Origin of the sequence: Streptacidiphilus monticola (assembly GCF_042658505.1) — a bacterium.
In the GTDB taxonomy this organism is placed as follows: Bacteria; Actinomycetota; Actinomycetes; order Streptomycetales; family Streptomycetaceae; genus Streptacidiphilus; species Streptacidiphilus monticola.
This window is the reverse complement of sequence record NZ_JBHSQJ010000143.1, coordinates 1-16,093: the sequence shown is the minus strand read 5'-3', so window position 1 is coordinate 16,093 and position 16,093 is coordinate 1. Positions and strand designations below refer to the sequence as shown.

Below are 16,093 nucleotides of genomic sequence, written 5' to 3'. Positions count from 1 at the left end.
GGGTGTTGCAACGACTCCTTGAACCCAAGCTGATCACGGTCGCCGGCATGACGCCCAACGTCGTCGGCCTGGTCTACGTGGCCGCCTACGTCCCGGAGGAGGGCGAGAGCCTGGGCGAGCTGCAGGGCCGCTTCCCGGCGTCGCCGTTGGTCAGCAATCTGAAGGAGTGGCAGTACCCGCTGGCCGACGGCGGGTCGGCGACCGAGGTCACCATCGCGGCCGACGCCTTCCCCGCGGTGTTCGCCGCGGACGTTCCGGCGGAGGTGACGCGGGTGCTGGCGGTGGCTCAGCGCCCGCTGGCCGCCGGGGCGTTCGACGAGCCGGCGTCCGCCGCGGCGTGGCGGGCGAAGCCCTCCTGGGCGCTGATCGCCGCGGCCGACGAGGCGATCAACCCGGAGGTCGAGCGGTTCGGCGCCAAGCGTGCCGGGGCGACGGTGCTCGAGGTCGAGGGCGCCTCCCACGCCGTCGCCGTCTCCCAGCCCAAGACGGTCGCCTCGCTGATCATCGAGGCGGTGCGCGCGACGAGCTGACCTCAGTGCGGCGCCGCGGCGGTCGCCGGCCCGAGGGCGTCGCGCAGCTGGGCGCGGGAGCGGATGCCGAGCTTGGGGAAGGCCTTGTGCAGGTGGTAGCCGACCGTGCGCGGCGACAGGTAGAGCCGGGCGGCGATGTCGCGGTTGGTCAGGCCCAGCGCCGCCAGCTCCGCGATCTGCCGTTCCTGCGGCGTCAGTTCGGCCGCGGGGACGACGGCCGCAGGCGAGGTGAGCGGGGCGCCTGCGGCTCGCAGCTCCGCCGCGGCGCGGTCGGCCCAGGGCTGGGCGCCCAGGCGCCGGAAGACCTCGAGGGCGCCGCTGAGCATCGGCCTGGCCTCGGCGACCCTTCGGCGGCGGCGCAGCCATTCGGCGAAGTCCAGCCGGGAGAGGGCGAGTTCGAAGGGCCACTGGGTGCAGGCCGGATCGGCGAGGGCGGCGAGGAAGTGGGGTTCGGCGTCGTCGGGGTCGCCGAGGAGGGCGGCGGCCCGCTGGACGATGGCGTGGATGCGGGGCGAGCGGATCGGGCCGAGGGCGTCCTCGACGGCGGCCAGTACGGAGCGGGCGTCCCGGACGCGGTCGGCGCGCACGGCCGCGGCGGCGAGGTCGGCCAGGCAGTACCAGGACGCGTGGTAGTGGACCGCCTGGGGCCGGAAGTCGCGGGTGAACACGGCCCGCAGCTGCTCGTAGGCGCTGTCGTGGTCGCCGGCCGCCAGCGCGGCAAGGCCCAGCGCGTGCCGGTAACGCACGTACAGGTTCCGGGACTTGCGCAGGTCCAGACCATGGACGGCCTGCTGTGCCCGGTCGCGGGCGGCCTCGTGGTCGCCGTGCAGGGCCTGCAGGGTGGCCAGGAGCACGGCCGAGCCGACCGTCACGTTGCCGGCCCCGGCCTCCCTGGCCATCCAGGCGGCGTCCTCGGCCGCGGCCTGCGCGGCACTCCAGGCACCCGCCTCGTAGTGGGACAGCGCCAGGGCCTGGGCGACCGTGGCGTTGGTGCCCGCGGTGCCGGCGCGCCGCAGGACGTTCATGGCCTGCGCGAACAGGCGGGCGGCGAGCTCCGTCTCGTCGAGGACCCACGCGGTCGCGCCCACCGCGGCCAGCTCGCCCACCGAGTCCGGATCCAGGGCCGCCCGGGCCCGTTCCAGCAGCGGCAGCAGCTCTCCGCGCCGGGTGTGCGGGTGGAGAGCCGCCCGGCTCCAGGCCGCGTCGACGGGCGCGTCGTGCTCGGCGCCCTCGGGGAGCTGGGCGCAGATGCGGGCGAACTCACCCTGGTAGAAGGGGTCACCGGAGCTGTAGGCGGAGGTCGCCGCCGTGCTCAGGGCGCCGAGGGCGAGGGCCGGGGCGGGCGCGGCCGTCGCCTCGGCCACCGCGAGCAGGACCGCCAGGGCCTCGTCGTGGGCGAGGGTGACCCCGAGTGCCCACCCTCGCCACAGCGAGGCCTCGGCGCGCACCCGCGGATCGTCCGTCAGATCGCTGACCTGTCCGGTCAGTTCGCCCACCCACTGGGGGTGCCCGGCGAACATCGCGGACCGCGCCGCGGCCAGCAGCCGTTCGGCGCGCTGCCGTGGGTCGGGGGTGAGGTCGGCGGCCCGTTCCAGGGCGGTGGCCGCGGCGGCGTGGCCACCCCGGGCACGGGAGCGTTCGGCGCTGTCGGCGAGGGCGTCGGCCACGTGCGGGTCAGGGCCGGGAGCGGCGGCCGCCAACTGCCAGGCGCGGCGCTCGGGTTCGGCGGCGAGGGCTGCGGCGAGGGCGAGGTGGGCGGCGCGGCGATCGGCGAACGAGGCAGCGTCGAGCACGGCCGAGCGCACCAGGGGGTGACGGAACGTCACCTGACCGTCCACGACGCGGATCAGACCCGCCTGCTCGGCCGGGACCAGCACCTCGACCCCGGCCGACGCGGGACCGGCCCTGAGGACGTCCGCGAGGCGGGCCGTGCCGGCGGCGGCCACCAGCAGCAGGGCGTCCCGCGTGGCGGACGGCAGCAGAGGCAGGTCGGCGGCGAACAGGCGCTCCAGGCGGCGCGTGAGCGGCAGGGCGTCGGAACCGGCGGGGACGCTCCGCCCATGCGCCACAGCCCGGCTCAGTTCCACCAGCGCGAGCGGGTTTCCCGCGGCCTGCCGCAGGATCTGCGCCCGGGTACGACCCTGCGGCACGACGGGCTGGACGTCCAGGAGCCGCACCGCCGCAGCCCTTTCGAGCGGACCTGCCGTCACGTGCGGGAAGTCCTGGTCGAAGCGCGCCGGGACGCCGTCCTCCCGGGCGGCGAGCAGCAGGCAGATCCGTTCCCCGTCCAGGCGACGCGCGACGAAGGCAAGGAGGTCGAGCGAGGCGAGGTCCAGCCACTGCGCGTCGTCGACGAGCAGTACCAGGGGGCGTTCCGCCGCGGCGTCCGACAGCAGCGTGAGGGCACCCAGATGCAGCAGCAGGGGGTCCGCGGTCGCCGTCCCCGCGTCCGGGCCCGTCCCGAACGCACCGCGCAGGGCGTCGCGCTGACGCTCCGGCAGGTCGTCCACGGCGCCCAGCAGCGGGCGCAGCATCTGGTGCGCGCCCGCCAGGCACAGACCCGACTCGCCTTCGCTTCCGCGCACGCGCAGCGTCCGCATGTTCCGGGCCGCGGCCTCGGCGGCGGCCCGGTCGACCAGCGTGCTCTTGCCCGCACCTGGCTCCCCGGTCAGCACCAGCACCTTCGGCTGCCCCGACTCCTGGGCGGCAGACAGGAGCCGGACCACAGCATCCACTTCCCGTTCCCGACCCACGAGTGGGGGCGGGAGTATGGGGCCGCTGGCCTGGGTCACGCGCCGTTCCTCGTCTCTTCCGCCTGTTCGGACCAGGTCATCGTCCCATTCCGGCCGCGCGGCTCGTCGGCCGGTCGCACGGTGGGACCGGTCAACCGACAGATGCCGACCCTGCCGGGAAGCGGTGAGGATCGTCGCCCAGGGACGCACCACTGTCCGCAGACTGGCCCTGCGGCGTCCGGGAACGGGGATGACGATCGAGACAGCACGACATGTCCGGCAGAGCGGCGGGGATCCACGCCAACGGCGAGAACCCGCCGGATCGGTCCGGCAGGACGACGAGGGCAGCGACACGGTGTCGCCGCCCACGAACCAGGTGCTGAGCACCCGCTCGGTACCCGAACGCGAAAGTCTGGCGTTCTGGCACGACGCGGTCCTCGCCACCTTGGTCGGCATGGACATCCGCGTCCCCGGAGGCACCTACGACGCCACCATGCGCACCCACCGCCTCGGACCTCTGCAGATCACGACCGTCGACTGCGACCCCGGCACGGTGCACCGCTCGCCGCGCTTCATCGCCGCCGGCGACGGGCGGGAGGTGCTGGTGGCCGTGCAGGCGAGCGGCGTGGCACAGGTCGAGCAGGACGGCCGCACGACGGAGCTACGCGCGGGAGACATCGGCTTCTTCGAAACGATCCGGCCCTTCCGCACCCGCTTCCCGCAGCGCTTCCGGATGAAGATCTTCGCGCTTCCGCGGGACCTGCTGGGTCGACCCGAGGACGAGGTCATGAGCCTGACCGCACGGGCCCTGCGACCGGACGAGGGACTGCCGGCCCTGCTGTCGCCGTTCCTGTCCGAGCTGGCCGAGGAGTCCGTGCACGCAACCACCCCCGCCGTCCGACAGCGACTCGCCGGCACGGTCGTGGACCTGCTGGCGGCCACCGCCGCCGAGCAGCTCGACCGGCCGGTCGGCGAACTCCCGGGCAGCAGAGGGGTGTTGCTGCTCCAGGTGCAACGGTTCATCCGCTGGCACCTGTCCGATCCCGAGCTGACCCCGCAGGTGATCGCACGGGTTCACAGCATCTCCGTGCGGTACCTGCACCGGCTCTTCGAGGCGGAGGGCACCACGGTGTCCTCCTGGATCCGCGCACTGCGGCTGCGGGAGGTGCGCAAGGACCTCGCCCTCTCGTCCGGTGGCCCGGCCGACCTGGGGCAGCTGGCACGCCGCTGGGGTTTCAGTGGCACCGCGCAGCTGGGACGGGCGTTCCGGGCCGATCACGGCCTGTCCCCGACCGAGTGGCGCCGACGGCACCGGCAGCAGGAGGCACCGTGGCCCTGCCCCAACTGACCGTGATGCCACAGCCGTTCGCCCACACTACGGCCGAGGGAACGGCACAGGAACGCCGCGCGTCCTGGCAGCGGGCCTACTGCCGCGCCTTCGTCGACGTGCGGGTCTCCCTCCGTGACCCCGCGACCTGGGCGGCCACGCTCCAGGGGGAGCGCTTCGGGGTCCTGCAGATCGCCGTCGAGAAGAGCAACGGCCCTGCGACCGTCGAGCGTCAGCCCGCCGCCACGACGAACGGCTCCTGCGTGCTGCTGCGTCGACAACTCGCCGGGTCGGCCCTGCTGACGCAGGACGGACGGGCAGCCCGGCTGGACCCGGGCGGCCTGGCCTTCCACGACGCCGCCCGCCCCTTCCGACTGGTGCTCACCGGACCGCAACAGGCCCTGGTGCTGATGCTGCCGCGCGCCCTGCTGCGTCTGGACGAGCCCCGGCTGCGCCTGATGACAGCCACCGACCTGGACACCACCGGGGACGACGCCACGGCCGCCCTGCTGTGCGGCCTGGCCGAGCAGACCCTCGCCGCCACCCCGGACCGGCGTGAGCAACTCGCACGAACCACCGCCGACTTGGTCGCGGTCCTGGCGCTGCGGGCAGCTGCGGGCAGCGAAGCGGGGGAGCAGGATCCGACGAGGGCACTCGTCGCGAGGATCAAGGAGTTCATCGACGCGCACCTCGACGAACCGAACCTCTCCCCCCAGGACATCGCCGCCGCCCACAGCATCTCGCTGCGCTACCTGCACCAGCTCTTCCAGCGGCAGGGCACCACCGTCAACTCGTACGTCCGCACCCGCCGACTGGAAGCCGCCCGTTCGGAACTCGCCCGCACCCAAGGCCCCCGGCGCACGGTCGCCGCCGTCGCCGCGCGCTGGGGCTTCACCAGCGCCGCCCACTTCAGCCGCGTCTTCCGTCAGAGCTTCGGCATGACACCGCTCCAGTGGCGCAACGCGGGCCGCGACCAGCACGCCCCCGGAACGAGCGAGTGCACGGGCCGCACACCCGCCGTGCGCGGCGCGACAAGTTTTCCGGCCCCGCGCTTCTTAGCGTGGAGACCCACACCGACCACACCGCCCGAGCATCCGAGCCCAGCGTCCTTGGAGGACCGCATGTCCGACGACACCGCCCCCGCAACCCCCGTCCTCGAGCCGGAGGCCCAGGCCTTCGTCGAGGCCACCGCCAATCCGCCGTACCTGTTCGACCTCACCCCCGCCGAGGGCCGCAAGGCCGTCGACGAGGTGCAGTCCGGCGACATCGACAAGCCCGCCGTCGACGAGGAGTGGATCACCGTCCCGGGCGGCCCGACCGGCAGCGTCAAGGCCCGCATCGTCCGGCCCGCGGGCGCCACCGGCACCCTCCCGGTCATCCTCTACATCCACGGCGCAGGCTGGGTGTTCGGCAACGCCCACACCCACGACCGCCTGGTCCGCGAACTGGCCGTCGGCGCCGGCGCCGCCGTGGTCTTCCCCGAGTACGACCTGTCCCCCGAGGTCCGCTACCCCGTCGCCATCGAGCAGAACTGGACCGTCGCCCGCTGGATCGTCACCCACGGCGCGACCAAGGACCTCGACGCCACCCGCCTCGCCGTCGCCGGCGACAGCGTCGGCGGCAACATGACCGCGGCACTGACGCTGATGGCCAAGCAGCGCGGCGGCGTGCCGCTCGTCCAGCAGGTGCTCTTCTACCCGGTCACCGACGCGAACTTCGACACCGGCTCCTACCACCAGTTCGCCACCGGCTACTTCCTGCGCCGCGACGGCATGCAGTGGTTCTGGAACCAGTACACGACCGACGAGAGCGAGCGCGCGCAGATCACCGCCTCCCCGCTGCGCGCCACCACCGAGCAACTCGCCGGCCTCCCCCGCGCCCTGGTCATCACCGGCGAGGCCGACGTGCTCCGCGACGAGGGCGAGGCCTACGCCAACAAGCTCCGCCAAGCCGGCGTCCCCGTCACCGCCGTCCGCTTCCAGGGCATCATCCACGACTTCGTCATGCTCAACGCCCTGCGCTCCACCCAGGCCGCACAAGGAGCACTCACCCTCGCGATCCAGACCCTGCGCAGCGCCCTGCACCCCGCCTGACCCACCGTCAGCCACCTCGTGGGCAGCCCGGCCACCCACCGGCCGGGCTGCCCGCGGATCCGCGTACCCGGGTGGCTCGTGCTGCTCCTTGCCGCCGCCACCGGCGTCACCGTGGCCAACCTGTACTACGCGCAGCCCCTGCTGGCCTCACTGGCCGGCGCCTTCCAGGTGAGCACCGCCACCGCCGGCGCGCTGGTGACGCTCACTCAGATCGGCTACGTGCTCGGCATGTTGTTCCTGGTGCCGCTGGGCGACCGCTTCGAGAAGCGCGGCCTGGTCACCGTGCTCCTCGCGGTCGCCACCGCGGCGCTGGCGCTGGCCGGGACGGCGACCGGCTTCCCCGTGCTGCTGGGCGCGTTCGTCATCGTCGGCGCGAGCTCCGTCGTCGCACAGATCCTGGTGCCCTTCGCCGCGAGCCTCGCCGCCGACCACGCCCGCGGACGGATCGTCGGCCGGGTGATGAGCGGTCTGCTGACCGGCATCCTCCTCTCACGCACCGTCAGCAGCCTGGTCGCCGGCGCCGTCGGCTGGCGCGCGGTCTACCTCGGCTCCGCCGTCCTGATGGCCCTGCTCGCCCTGGCCCTGCGCGCCGCACTGCCCGCGCACGCACCGACCACCGACGTCCCCTACCACCACGTGCTGCGCAGCACGGCACGGCTGCTGCGGACCCACCCCGCGCTGGTGCGGCGCGGCCTCTACCAGGCGGCACTGTTCGGAGCGTTCAGCGCCTTCTGGACGACGGTGTCCTTCCAGCTGACCGGACCCCGGTTCCACTACTCGTCCACCGGCGTCGCCTTGTTCGCCCTGGTCGGCGCCGCCGGCGCGACCGTCGCACCGCTGGCAGGACGGTGGGCCGACCACGGCCTGGCCCGTCCGGTGACCGGTGCCGCCCTCGCGGTGGCCGCCCTCGCGGCCGGCCTGGCCGCTCTGGGCGCGGGCAACGTGGTGCTGCTGGCCCTCGCCGCGGTGCTGCTGGACATGGCGGTGCAGACGGCGCTGATCCTCGGTCAGCACACCGTCTACCAGCTCGACCCGACCGCACGGGCACGCCTGAACTCCGCGTTCGTCGCCCTGTTCTTCCTGGGCGGCGCGCTGGGCTCCGAACTCGGCTCCATGGCCTACCACGCGGGCGGCTGGGGCGCCGTGACCGCGCTCGCCGCACTGCTCCCGGTACTCGCCCTGGCCTACTGGGCCACCGAGTACCGCGGGACGCCGGGCAACTGACGACCGCTCAGGGCGGCAGGAGGCGCAGCAGGGCGGCCACGGCGGGCGACGCCGGGCCGCCCGGGTGCACGAACACGACGTTCCAGCGCGGCGGGCGGGGCAGGAGGCGGCGCAGCACCAGGTCGGGGAAGCGCTCGGCGATCGACGCGGGCAGCACGCAGACGCCCACGTCGTGGCGGACCAGTTCGGAGGCGGCCACGATGTCGTTCACCTCGAAGGCGGAGTCGCGTTCGACTCCGGCGGCGCGGAAGGCGCGATCCACCTCCGCGCGGATCGCCCACCCCGGGGCGAAGTCGACGAAGGGCAGCCGCCCGGCCTCGGCGTAGGAGACGCTCTCCGCGTCGTCCAGAGACCGGTGGGGGGAGGCGGCCAGAAGCATCTCCTCTCCAGCCAACTGCCGCACCACCAAACCACGTTGCTGCTGACTGTCGAGCGCCACGACGGCCGCGTCCACCCGGCCCTCGCGCAGCGCCTGGCGGATGTCGGCCACCGCCGCCTGGTGCAGCCGCACCGTGATCCGCGGATGCGCGCGACGCAACCCCGCGAGGGCCTCGTGCAGGTCCAGCCAGACGCCCTGCATGACGCCGATGGTCAGCTGCCCGGTCAGCTCGCCGCCGGCCGCCTCCGCGGCGGCGCGGGCCTGCTGCGCCGCCTGCAGGGCGGCCCGGGCGGCAGGCAGGAACGCCTCTCCCGCGGCGGTCAGCGCCACCCGGTGCGACGTCCGCTCGAAGAGCGGGACGCCCAACTCCCGCTCCAGCGCCCGCACCGTGCCCGATACCGCCGACTGCACCACGTGCAGCCGCCGCGCCGCCGCGGTGAACCCGCCGGCCTCCGCGACCGCGACCACGGCCTCCATGTGCCTCAGTTCCACACCCGCTCCCGTCGCCGACCTGCGGCCATCCTGTCAGGCAGCGGCCGCGGGGCCGATCTTGTGCGCCCGGCGCCTCGACCGCACCCCGAAAGCACGACCGACAGGGAGGCGGCTACCGGCCGCCCGACACCAGGCGGCTGCCCTGGCCTGTGCGGCGGTAGCGGACCTCGCGGCCGCGACGCTCGCGGCTGACCAGGCCGGAGCGGAGCAGGATGCCGAGGTGGTAGGAGACGGTCGCGGGGCTGAGGAAGTGCGCTGCGGCGAGCTCGGACGTCGTCGCGGGCGCCCGCAGGGAGGACAGCAGGGCCGCGCGGCTCGGTCCGAGCAACGGGCCCAGGTCCGCGCCGAGCGCGGAGGCCGCCCGGGCGTGGCGGGCCACGGGGTAGACAATGACGGGCGGCCGCGGCTCGACGCCGTACGCCGGGTCCACGGCGGCGCCGACGCCCGCGGCGATCAGGGAGGGGGCGAACAGCAGCAGCGGCACCTCCACCGTCAGGTCGTAGCGGCTCTCGATCAGGACGGCCCGGCCGTCCCAGCGGATCTGCGGGTGCAGCGCGCCGAGCAGGGCGGCGGATCCGTGCCGGGCCAGGAGCTGGGCCTGGCGTCCGATCTCGGCCTCGATGACGGCCTGCGCCCGGGGCCAGTGGGGAGCGAAGGCCAGCTGCCAGTAGCGTCGCAGTTCCGCTGCGGCCCGGGCGGCGAGGTGTTCGCCGCCTTGCTCCAGCAACGCGCGGGCGGCTGGGGAGAGTTGACGGGCAGCCAGGCCGCTGGACGGGCGCCCGCGGTGCAGCGCCTCCAGTTCCGCCGCCACGCGTTCGGGCGGTGTGGCGGCGACCTGGGCGAGCTGCTCCTCGATGGTGGGCGCGGGGCCTTCGGGGTGGGGACAGAGGAAGTCCGGGACGTAGCCGCCGTGTTCGACGGCGAAGGTCTCCAGCAGCGGCAGCCGCTCCCGGCGCAGCACGCGGCGGGCCCGGGCGAGCCAGGGTTCGGCGTCGGGACGGGGCTGGTGGCCCCAGGCGAGCAGGGTCGCGACCACTTCGTGCAGTGGTGAGACGACGAACCGCGACCGGGCCAGGGCCTCGGCGCTGAGCAGCAGTTGGAGCACCGGCTGCCCTCCCCCTTGTGTGTCGCTGCGGTTCCGCGCTGCCGGGGCGCGATTCGAAGCTGGTCGAATCCTGGCAGAAGCAGTCGCGGAGCGAACCGCTCCGGGCGCAGCGTGTTCTCCATGAGACAAGGGAGACCACCTCGCAGAACGCGGACCCTCAGGGCTGCGCTGGCCCTTTCCGCCGCAGCGGCCACGGTCGCCGCCTGCACGTCGGCGGCACCGCCCCCGGCCGCGTCGACGTCGGCGCTCGCCGCCGCTACGGGCCACAGGACGTCAGCGGGTCCGGTGCTGAGCGGGACAGCGGCATGTCCGGACGACGCGGACTTCGACTGTGCGACGCTGACCGTTCCGCTCGACCGTTCAGGCGTGCGTCCCGGAACGCTGGGCCTGCGGGTCGCCATGAGTCGCAACGCCGCCGCGCCCAAGGGCGTGCTGCTGTTCCTGACCGGCGGCCCGGGCCAGCCCGGTGAGCCGTTCGCGGCCAAGCTGAGCAAGCGGCTGAAGCCGCTGCTCGCCCAGTACCGGCTGGTCCTGCTCGATCAGCGCGGCACCGGGGCGACCGCGCTCGACTGCCCCGAACTGCAGCAGCAGATGGGCTCCTCCGACCTGGCCGCGCCGACGCCGCAGGCCGTCACCGACTGCGGCGCGAAGCTGGGGGCCCACGCCCGCTTCTACTCCACCGCCGACACGGTGGCCGACCTGGACCGGCTGCGTCAGGCCCTGGGCGTGGACCGGTGGACGCTGGACGGCGTCTCCTACGGCACCTTCACGGCCGAGCGCTACGCCCTGGCCCATCCGCGCCACGTGGCGAAGCTGGTGCTCGACTCGGTGGTGCCGCAGACCGGCTACGACCCGCTCGACCTCGACGCGATGCAGGCCGTGCCGCGGGTCCTGGGGGCGGCGTGCAGGGCCATCGGCTGCGGCTCCGACCCGGCGGCGGACCTGGCCGCGGTGGTGCGCCGCGACCACAACGGGGTGGCGCTGCTGGACATGCTGACGACCTACGAGTTCGTGGACCCCGACTACGCCGAGGTCATCACGGCGCTGCACGAGTCCGCGAACGGGAGCCCGGGCCACCTCGACGGCATCATCGAGAGCGTGCGGCAGGCCAGTGCGGCCACGGCGCAGGAGTTGAGCCAGGGCCTGCACGCCGCCACGCTCTGCGCCGACGGCCGCTACCCCTGGGGCACCTCGGACACGCCGTTGACGGGCCGTCAGTCCGCGCTGGACGCGGTCGGCGCCGGGCTCACCCCGGCGCAGACCGGCCCATTCGACGCGGCGACCGCGACCGGGCTCGGCTCACTGCTCAGCTGCCTGCGCTGGCCCCGGGAACCGGTGCCGCCTTCGCCCGCGCCCGCGCGGCGGCTGCCGGGCAGCATCCCGGTCCTGCTGCTGGGCGGTGACCGCGACCTGTCCACGCCTTTGGCATCCCTCGAGCAGCAGCGCCGGCTCACGCCGAACGCGCGGGTGGTGATCGTCCCCGGCGCGGCCCACTCGGTGCAGTCGTGGGCGACCAGCGACGTGGGGCGGCAGGCGGTCTTCGACTTCCTGATGGGCGGCTGAGGCCGCGACGACGGGTTCGTGCCCGGCCCTCCACGTGGGGAGGGGGCCGGGCACGACCGTTGCCACGCCGTCGGGAGGCGCCGCGCCCCGCCCTCTTGCACCGTGCTGCGAGAGCAGCGGGAACATCGCGTGCGGCCGCTGCTGTTGCAGCAGTGCGTACTGGGACCGAGCGCGTTGCCTTCGGAGGATTTCCTTATGAGTGACTGGCCCTTGACGTTGATGGCGGTGCACGCCCATCCCGATGACGAGGCCACGGGAACCGGTGGTGTCCTGGCCCGGTACGCTGCGGAGGGCATCCGCACGGTGCTGGTGACCTGTACCGACGGCCGTTGCGGTGACGGGCCGTCAGGAGTCAAGCCGGGCGATCCGGGTCACGACCCCGCGGCCGTGGCCGCGATGCGTCGCGAGGAACTCAAGGCCAGCTGCGAGATCCTGAAGATCAGTCACCTGGAGACGTTGGACTACGCCGACTCCGGAATGATGGGCTGGCCGACCAACGAGGAACCCGAGTCCTTCTGGCAGACCCCCGTGGCGGAGGGCGCGGCCCGGCTCGCCGAACTCCTGCGGCGTTACCGCCCCGACGTGGTCCTGACCTACGACGAGAACGGCTTCTACGGCCACCCCGACCACATCCAGGCGAACCGCATCACCATGGCGGCCCTGGAGATGACCGGCCTGGCGCCGAAGGTGTACTGGACGACCGCGCCCCGCTCGGCGATGCAGCGGTTCGGCGAGGTCATGCGCGAGTTCGCCGGGGACGCGCCGGAGCCGGATCCGGCCGAAGCCGCCGCCCTGGCCGAGATCGGCCTTCCCGACGAGGAGATCACCACCTGGGTGGACACCTCCGCCTTCGGCGCTCAGAAGTTCGACGCGCTGGCGGCGCACGCCAGCCAGGGCGAGAACATCTTCTTCCTCAAGATGGGCCGGGAGCGGTTCACCGAGTTGATGGGCATGGAGACGTTCGTCCGCGTCCAGGACACCACCGGCGCGGCCCTGCCCGAGGACGATCTGTTCGCCGGACTGCGCTGATCCGCCGACCGGGGGGCGCGCGAGGGCCGGCCAACTCGTCCGGCGCAGTGCGGCCGGCGCGTTGGGCAGCAGGGGGCAGGCGCCGCCCGCCGCGGTCCGTCGTTCCGGGTGGGTGACCGCGCCCGTCCCGCCCTCGGCTCAGCCGGCGGCAGATCCGTCCTCTGCCGGGACGGCCGGCGTCCCGGACTCGGCCAGCGAGGCGAGGAGGCGCAGCTTCTCCTCGCTCTCGCTGTCCTTGTCGGCGTAGTACAGGACCAGGAGCAGGCCGTCGACCGGCAGCTTGTCCCGGTGGAGGTGCAACGCGCCGACGACCGGATGGTTCACGGTGGTGGTGCCGCCGTCGAGGTCGCGGATGTCGTGGCGCGCCCAGAGGGTCCGGAACCGCTCGCTCGACAGGGCGAGTTCACCCACGAGCTCCACGAATCGCGGGTGGTCGACGTCGTCCCCCACGGACTTTCTGAAGGCGGCGATGAACGCCTCCGCCGACCGGGCCCAGTCCTGGTGGAAGGCCTGCTCCTCGGGGTCGAGCAGCAGCGAACGAAGGCGGTTGTACCCGGGCTGCAGCCGAGGGGAGAGTGCGACGGCGAGCGGGTTGGAGGCGAGCACGTCGAACGCGCGTCCCTCGACGAACGCGGGAACCCCGACGGACGCCAGCAGGTGGTGCAGCCGTGCGGGCACGCGCTCGGGCCTGGGGCGCCGTCGTGACCTCGGGCGGGGAGCGGCCAGCCCGAGGAGGTAGTCCTGTTCGACCTCGTCCAGGTGCAGGACCCGCGCCAGCGATTCGAGGACCTGCCGGGAGGGGTTCTTGTCCCGGCCGCGTTCGAGCCGCAGGTAGTAGTCGGCGCTGATACCGGCCAGCAGGGCGACTTCCTCGCGACGCAACCCGGGGACCCGGCGAGGCGTCCCGGCGGGGAGCCCGGCCTGCTGCGGGGTGACCAGCGCCCGGCGGGCCCGGAGGTACTGGCCGAGCAGGTTGGAACGGGTCTCGTCGCTCATGCCGACAGCGTAGGCGCGTCCTCAGCGGCGAAGGGAGGCCCTGCGAGGACCCGGGAAGACGGGGGCACTGGCTGGGCCCGGGACGGCGATCGACTCTGGGGTTCTTCCACCAACCAGGAGCAGCAGTCATGGACATCACCCGCCGCACCGTCTTCATCGCCGGCGCCACCTCGGGCATCGGCCTCGAACTCGCCCGCCGCTTCGCCGCGGCCGGCAGCACCGTCGTCATCGGAGGCCGACGGTCCGACCTTCTCGCCCGGCTCGCGGACGAGGGGTTCGCCACCGTTCCCGTCGACGTGACCGACCAGGACAGCGTCGACCGCGCCCGGGATTCGGTCCTCCACACCCACCCGGACCTCGACACGATCGTGACCATGTCCGGGGTCATGATCCCCGAGGACCTGCGCGACCCCGAGCACTTCGCCGCCGCCCAGCAGACGATCGACACCAACCTGCTCGGCACCATCCGGGTGATCGACGCCTTCACGCCCCACCTGATCGGGCGCGGCACCGGCACGATCGTCACCGTCAGCTCCGGCATCGCCTTCCTGCCGTTCCCGGTCATGCCCACCTACGCCGCGTCGAAGGCCGCCGTGCACGCCTACACCGAGGCGTTGCGGGCGCAGTTGGACGGCACGGGTGTCGAGGTGGCCGAACTCGTCCCCCCGGCGGTCGCCATCACTCCGGAGCATGCACAGATCAACCCGAACGCGCTGGGACTCGCCGACTTCGCCACCGAGGTGATGGACCTGCTGCGGACCGAACCCACTCCGCACGAGATCCTCGTCAAGGGCGTCCTGATGCACCGGTGGGCCGAGCGCGACGGCACCTACGACGAACTGGTGGCTCGCCGCTCGCAGGCGCTCGCGACGCTCCCGAGCCTGCTCGGCGGCCGGCACTGAACCACCGGACACGCCGACCGGCCCTTCGTCGGCCCCGTTCCAACGGCCGCATCGTCCCAGGGGTGTACACCCGCGGGCCACCGCCGCGCCTCAACTCCCACCCATGGACGGAAGCCGCCCGGAGCCGGCGGATGACAGCGTTGCCGCTGTGCCCACGGAACGCCCGTGGCAGCACTGTTGACGAACCGTCACCTCGGGAGGGCCCGTGACCACCACACCGCTGAGCAGGCGCAGCAGCACCTTGACGCGCCGACGGATGCTGGGGGCGGCGCTTGCCGCCGGAGCGGCCGTACCGCTCGCCGGAGCGGCGGCCCCCGCGTGGGCGGCCCCGCGCTCCGCGGACCTCGCGGGGCCGTCTGCGCCTGCTCCGGCCCGGCTGACGCTGCCCGCACCCACCGGGCCGTACCCGGTCGGCCAGGTGCCGCTGCACCTGATCGACCGCTCCCGCCCCGACGCCCTCGCGGGCCCCGGGCACTTCCGCGAGCTGATGGCCACGGTCTGGTACCCGGCCCGGGACGTGCGCGACCTCGGGCGGTACCCGCTGGCGCCCTGGATGCCGCCCGGCGCGCTGGAGTCGTTCCTGTCCGACGTCGGCTTCAGCGCCCTCGCCGACCGGGCGCCGCTCACATCCGCCCGCGTAGGTGCGCCCGTGCGCCGGACGGGCCGTCGCCTGCCCGTCCTGGTGTACTCGCACGGCGCCCACAGCCACCAGGGGGACCACACGATCATCGTCCAGGAACTCGCCAGCCACGGGTACGCGGTCGTGACCATCGCCCATCAGTACGACACCTACACCGTGTACCCGGACGGCCGGATCGCGGTGCCGAGCCAGGACCTGAGCGCCCCCACACTGCCGGGGGACTTCGCCAAGGACCTGCGCTTCGTCCTCGACTGCGTCGAACAGCTCGCGGGCGGCAGCAATCCGGATGCCGACCGCCGGCAGCTGCCGCACGGGCTCCTCGGGGCGCTGGACCCCCACCGCACGGGCGCCTTCGGCTGGTCCAAGGGCGGAACGGCCACCGCCTGCGCCGCGCTCGCGGACGAGCGCATCCGCGCAGGCCTCAGCCTCGACGGCCCGATGCAGATGAACCCGCCCCTGACCGGCACCCTGGACCGGCCCTTCATGATGATGACCGCGGTGTTCACCCGCGCCCAGGACCCCCAGGCCGCCCGGTTCTGGGCGGACCTGCGCGGCTGGCGCCTGAACATCGAGGCCCAGGGAGCGGTCCACTCCTCGTACGGCGACGAGGAGGCACTGATGCCGCAGGTGGCGAAGCTGTTCGGCTGGAGCGGAGAGCAACTGCAGGGCTGGATCGGCACCTTGGACGCCACCCAGGGCGTTCGCATCCAGCAGGCCTACCCCCTCGCCTTCTTCGACGAGCACCTCCGCCACCACCACCGCCACCTCCTCGACGGCCCCTCCCCCGCTTTCCCCGCGGTCACGTTCGTGCCGTGAGTGCGGGGCATTCCCGGACAGCTGCAGCGGCACGCCGTCGAGTGCGGGATCAACCGGCCAGGTACCCCGCGATCCCGGACAGGGAGCAGCAGGGCAACCGGCACGTGAAGAGGTTCAATTCGGAGAAGGGCTTCGGCTTCATCGCCCGTCGAACCGAGCGATGGTTCGATGGGCGGAGGCGCACACCTACTGACGCCTCGTCACGGTCCGATAACTCGCACACAGATCTGAGCTGCCCCGGGTTTCGTGGAGTCCGGTGGTGTGG

General features: G+C 73.7%; 12 protein-coding genes and 1 pseudogene. 9 read left to right on the top strand and 4 right to left on the bottom strand.

Going from position 1 to position 16,093, the window contains the following annotated elements; genetic code table 11:
* Positions 1-530 (top strand): alpha/beta fold hydrolase (locus ACFP3V_RS27975; protein ID WP_380589247.1); only part of this gene is annotated, 530 nt, incomplete at its 5' end.
* Between the two features lie 2 nt (positions 531-532).
* On the opposite strand, the gene ACFP3V_RS27970 is transcribed toward ACFP3V_RS27975, so the two are convergent.
* Entirely contained in the window at positions 533-3,283 is a 2,751-nt protein-coding gene (locus ACFP3V_RS27970; protein WP_380589253.1) for a helix-turn-helix transcriptional regulator, read from the bottom strand.
* 229 nt (positions 3,284-3,512) lie between these two features.
* Here ACFP3V_RS27970 and ACFP3V_RS27965 point away from each other — a divergent pair, with 229 nt between their 5' ends.
* From ACFP3V_RS27965 to ACFP3V_RS27950, 4 genes and pseudogenes are all read left to right on the top strand, one after another.
* Positions 3,513-4,610 carry an AraC-like ligand-binding domain-containing protein gene (locus tag ACFP3V_RS27965; protein ID WP_380589244.1) on the top strand — a complete coding sequence of 366 codons (1,098 nt, stop codon included), beginning with the start codon at positions 3,513-3,515 and terminating at the stop codon, positions 4,608-4,610.
* A gap of 5 nt (positions 4,611-4,615) precedes the next feature.
* A pseudogene (locus ACFP3V_RS27960) lies at positions 4,616-5,539 on the top strand (helix-turn-helix domain-containing protein); the annotation flags it as partial.
* 171 nt (positions 5,540-5,710) lie between these two features.
* On the top strand, positions 5,711-6,682 hold the full coding sequence (locus ACFP3V_RS27955) for an alpha/beta hydrolase (RefSeq protein ID WP_380589250.1): 972 nt from the start codon (positions 5,711-5,713) through the stop codon (positions 6,680-6,682).
* Positions 6,683-6,760: 78 nt separating this feature from the next.
* Positions 6,761-7,906 (top strand): MFS transporter, encoded by a 1,146-nt coding sequence (locus ACFP3V_RS27950; protein ID WP_380589241.1) that lies wholly within the window; start codon positions 6,761-6,763, stop codon positions 7,904-7,906.
* A gap of 7 nt (positions 7,907-7,913) precedes the next feature.
* Here the strand turns inward: ACFP3V_RS27950 and ACFP3V_RS27945 are convergent, their stop codons facing one another.
* Together ACFP3V_RS27945 and ACFP3V_RS27940 are read right to left on the bottom strand one after the other, a co-directional pair.
* Complete coding sequence (locus tag ACFP3V_RS27945) at positions 7,914-8,777, bottom strand: LysR family transcriptional regulator (RefSeq protein ID WP_380589238.1); 864 nt, start codon at positions 8,775-8,777, stop codon at positions 7,914-7,916.
* A gap of 112 nt (positions 8,778-8,889) precedes the next feature.
* Positions 8,890-9,882: an ArsR/SmtB family transcription factor gene (locus ACFP3V_RS27940; RefSeq protein ID WP_380589235.1), complete on the bottom strand. Its 993-nt coding sequence runs from the start codon at positions 9,880-9,882 to the stop codon at positions 8,890-8,892.
* Positions 9,883-10,248: 366 nt separating this feature from the next.
* Here ACFP3V_RS27940 and ACFP3V_RS27935 point away from each other — a divergent pair, with 366 nt between their 5' ends.
* Both ACFP3V_RS27935 and ACFP3V_RS27930 read left to right on the top strand, forming a co-directional pair.
* Entirely contained in the window at positions 10,249-11,445 is a 1,197-nt protein-coding gene (locus tag ACFP3V_RS27935) for an alpha/beta fold hydrolase (RefSeq protein WP_380589232.1), read from the top strand.
* A gap of 195 nt (positions 11,446-11,640) precedes the next feature.
* Positions 11,641-12,474: a PIG-L family deacetylase gene (locus tag ACFP3V_RS27930; RefSeq protein WP_380589229.1), complete on the top strand. Its 834-nt coding sequence runs from the start codon at positions 11,641-11,643 to the stop codon at positions 12,472-12,474.
* A 138-nt stretch (positions 12,475-12,612) separates the two neighbouring features.
* On the opposite strand, the gene ACFP3V_RS27925 is transcribed toward ACFP3V_RS27930, so the two are convergent.
* On the bottom strand, positions 12,613-13,470 hold the full coding sequence (locus tag ACFP3V_RS27925) for a helix-turn-helix domain-containing protein (protein ID WP_380589226.1): 858 nt from the start codon (positions 13,468-13,470) through the stop codon (positions 12,613-12,615).
* A gap of 128 nt (positions 13,471-13,598) precedes the next feature.
* Between ACFP3V_RS27925 and ACFP3V_RS27920 the strand changes: the two genes are divergently transcribed.
* Together ACFP3V_RS27920 and ACFP3V_RS27915 are read left to right on the top strand one after the other, a co-directional pair.
* Positions 13,599-14,372 carry an SDR family oxidoreductase gene (locus ACFP3V_RS27920; protein ID WP_380589224.1) on the top strand — a complete coding sequence of 258 codons (774 nt, stop codon included), beginning with the start codon at positions 13,599-13,601 and terminating at the stop codon, positions 14,370-14,372.
* Between the two features lie 205 nt (positions 14,373-14,577).
* Positions 14,578-15,828 (top strand): alpha/beta hydrolase family protein, encoded by a 1,251-nt coding sequence (locus ACFP3V_RS27915; protein WP_380589221.1) that lies wholly within the window; start codon positions 14,578-14,580, stop codon positions 15,826-15,828.
* Positions 15,829-16,093 lie beyond the last annotated feature (265 nt).

Coding starts and splice junctions, on each gene's coding strand:
- ACFP3V_RS27955 (WP_380589250.1), top strand. CDS start 5,711: ATGTCCGACGACACCGCCCCCGCAACCCCCGTCCTCGAGCCGGAGGCC.
- ACFP3V_RS27925 (WP_380589226.1), bottom strand. CDS start 13,470: ATGAGCGACGAGACCCGTTCCAACCTGCTCGGCCAGTACCTCCGGGCC.
- ACFP3V_RS27965 (WP_380589244.1), top strand. CDS start 3,513: ATGACGATCGAGACAGCACGACATGTCCGGCAGAGCGGCGGGGATCCA.
- ACFP3V_RS27930 (WP_380589229.1), top strand. CDS start 11,641: ATGAGTGACTGGCCCTTGACGTTGATGGCGGTGCACGCCCATCCCGAT.
- ACFP3V_RS27920 (WP_380589224.1), top strand. CDS start 13,599: ATGGACATCACCCGCCGCACCGTCTTCATCGCCGGCGCCACCTCGGGC.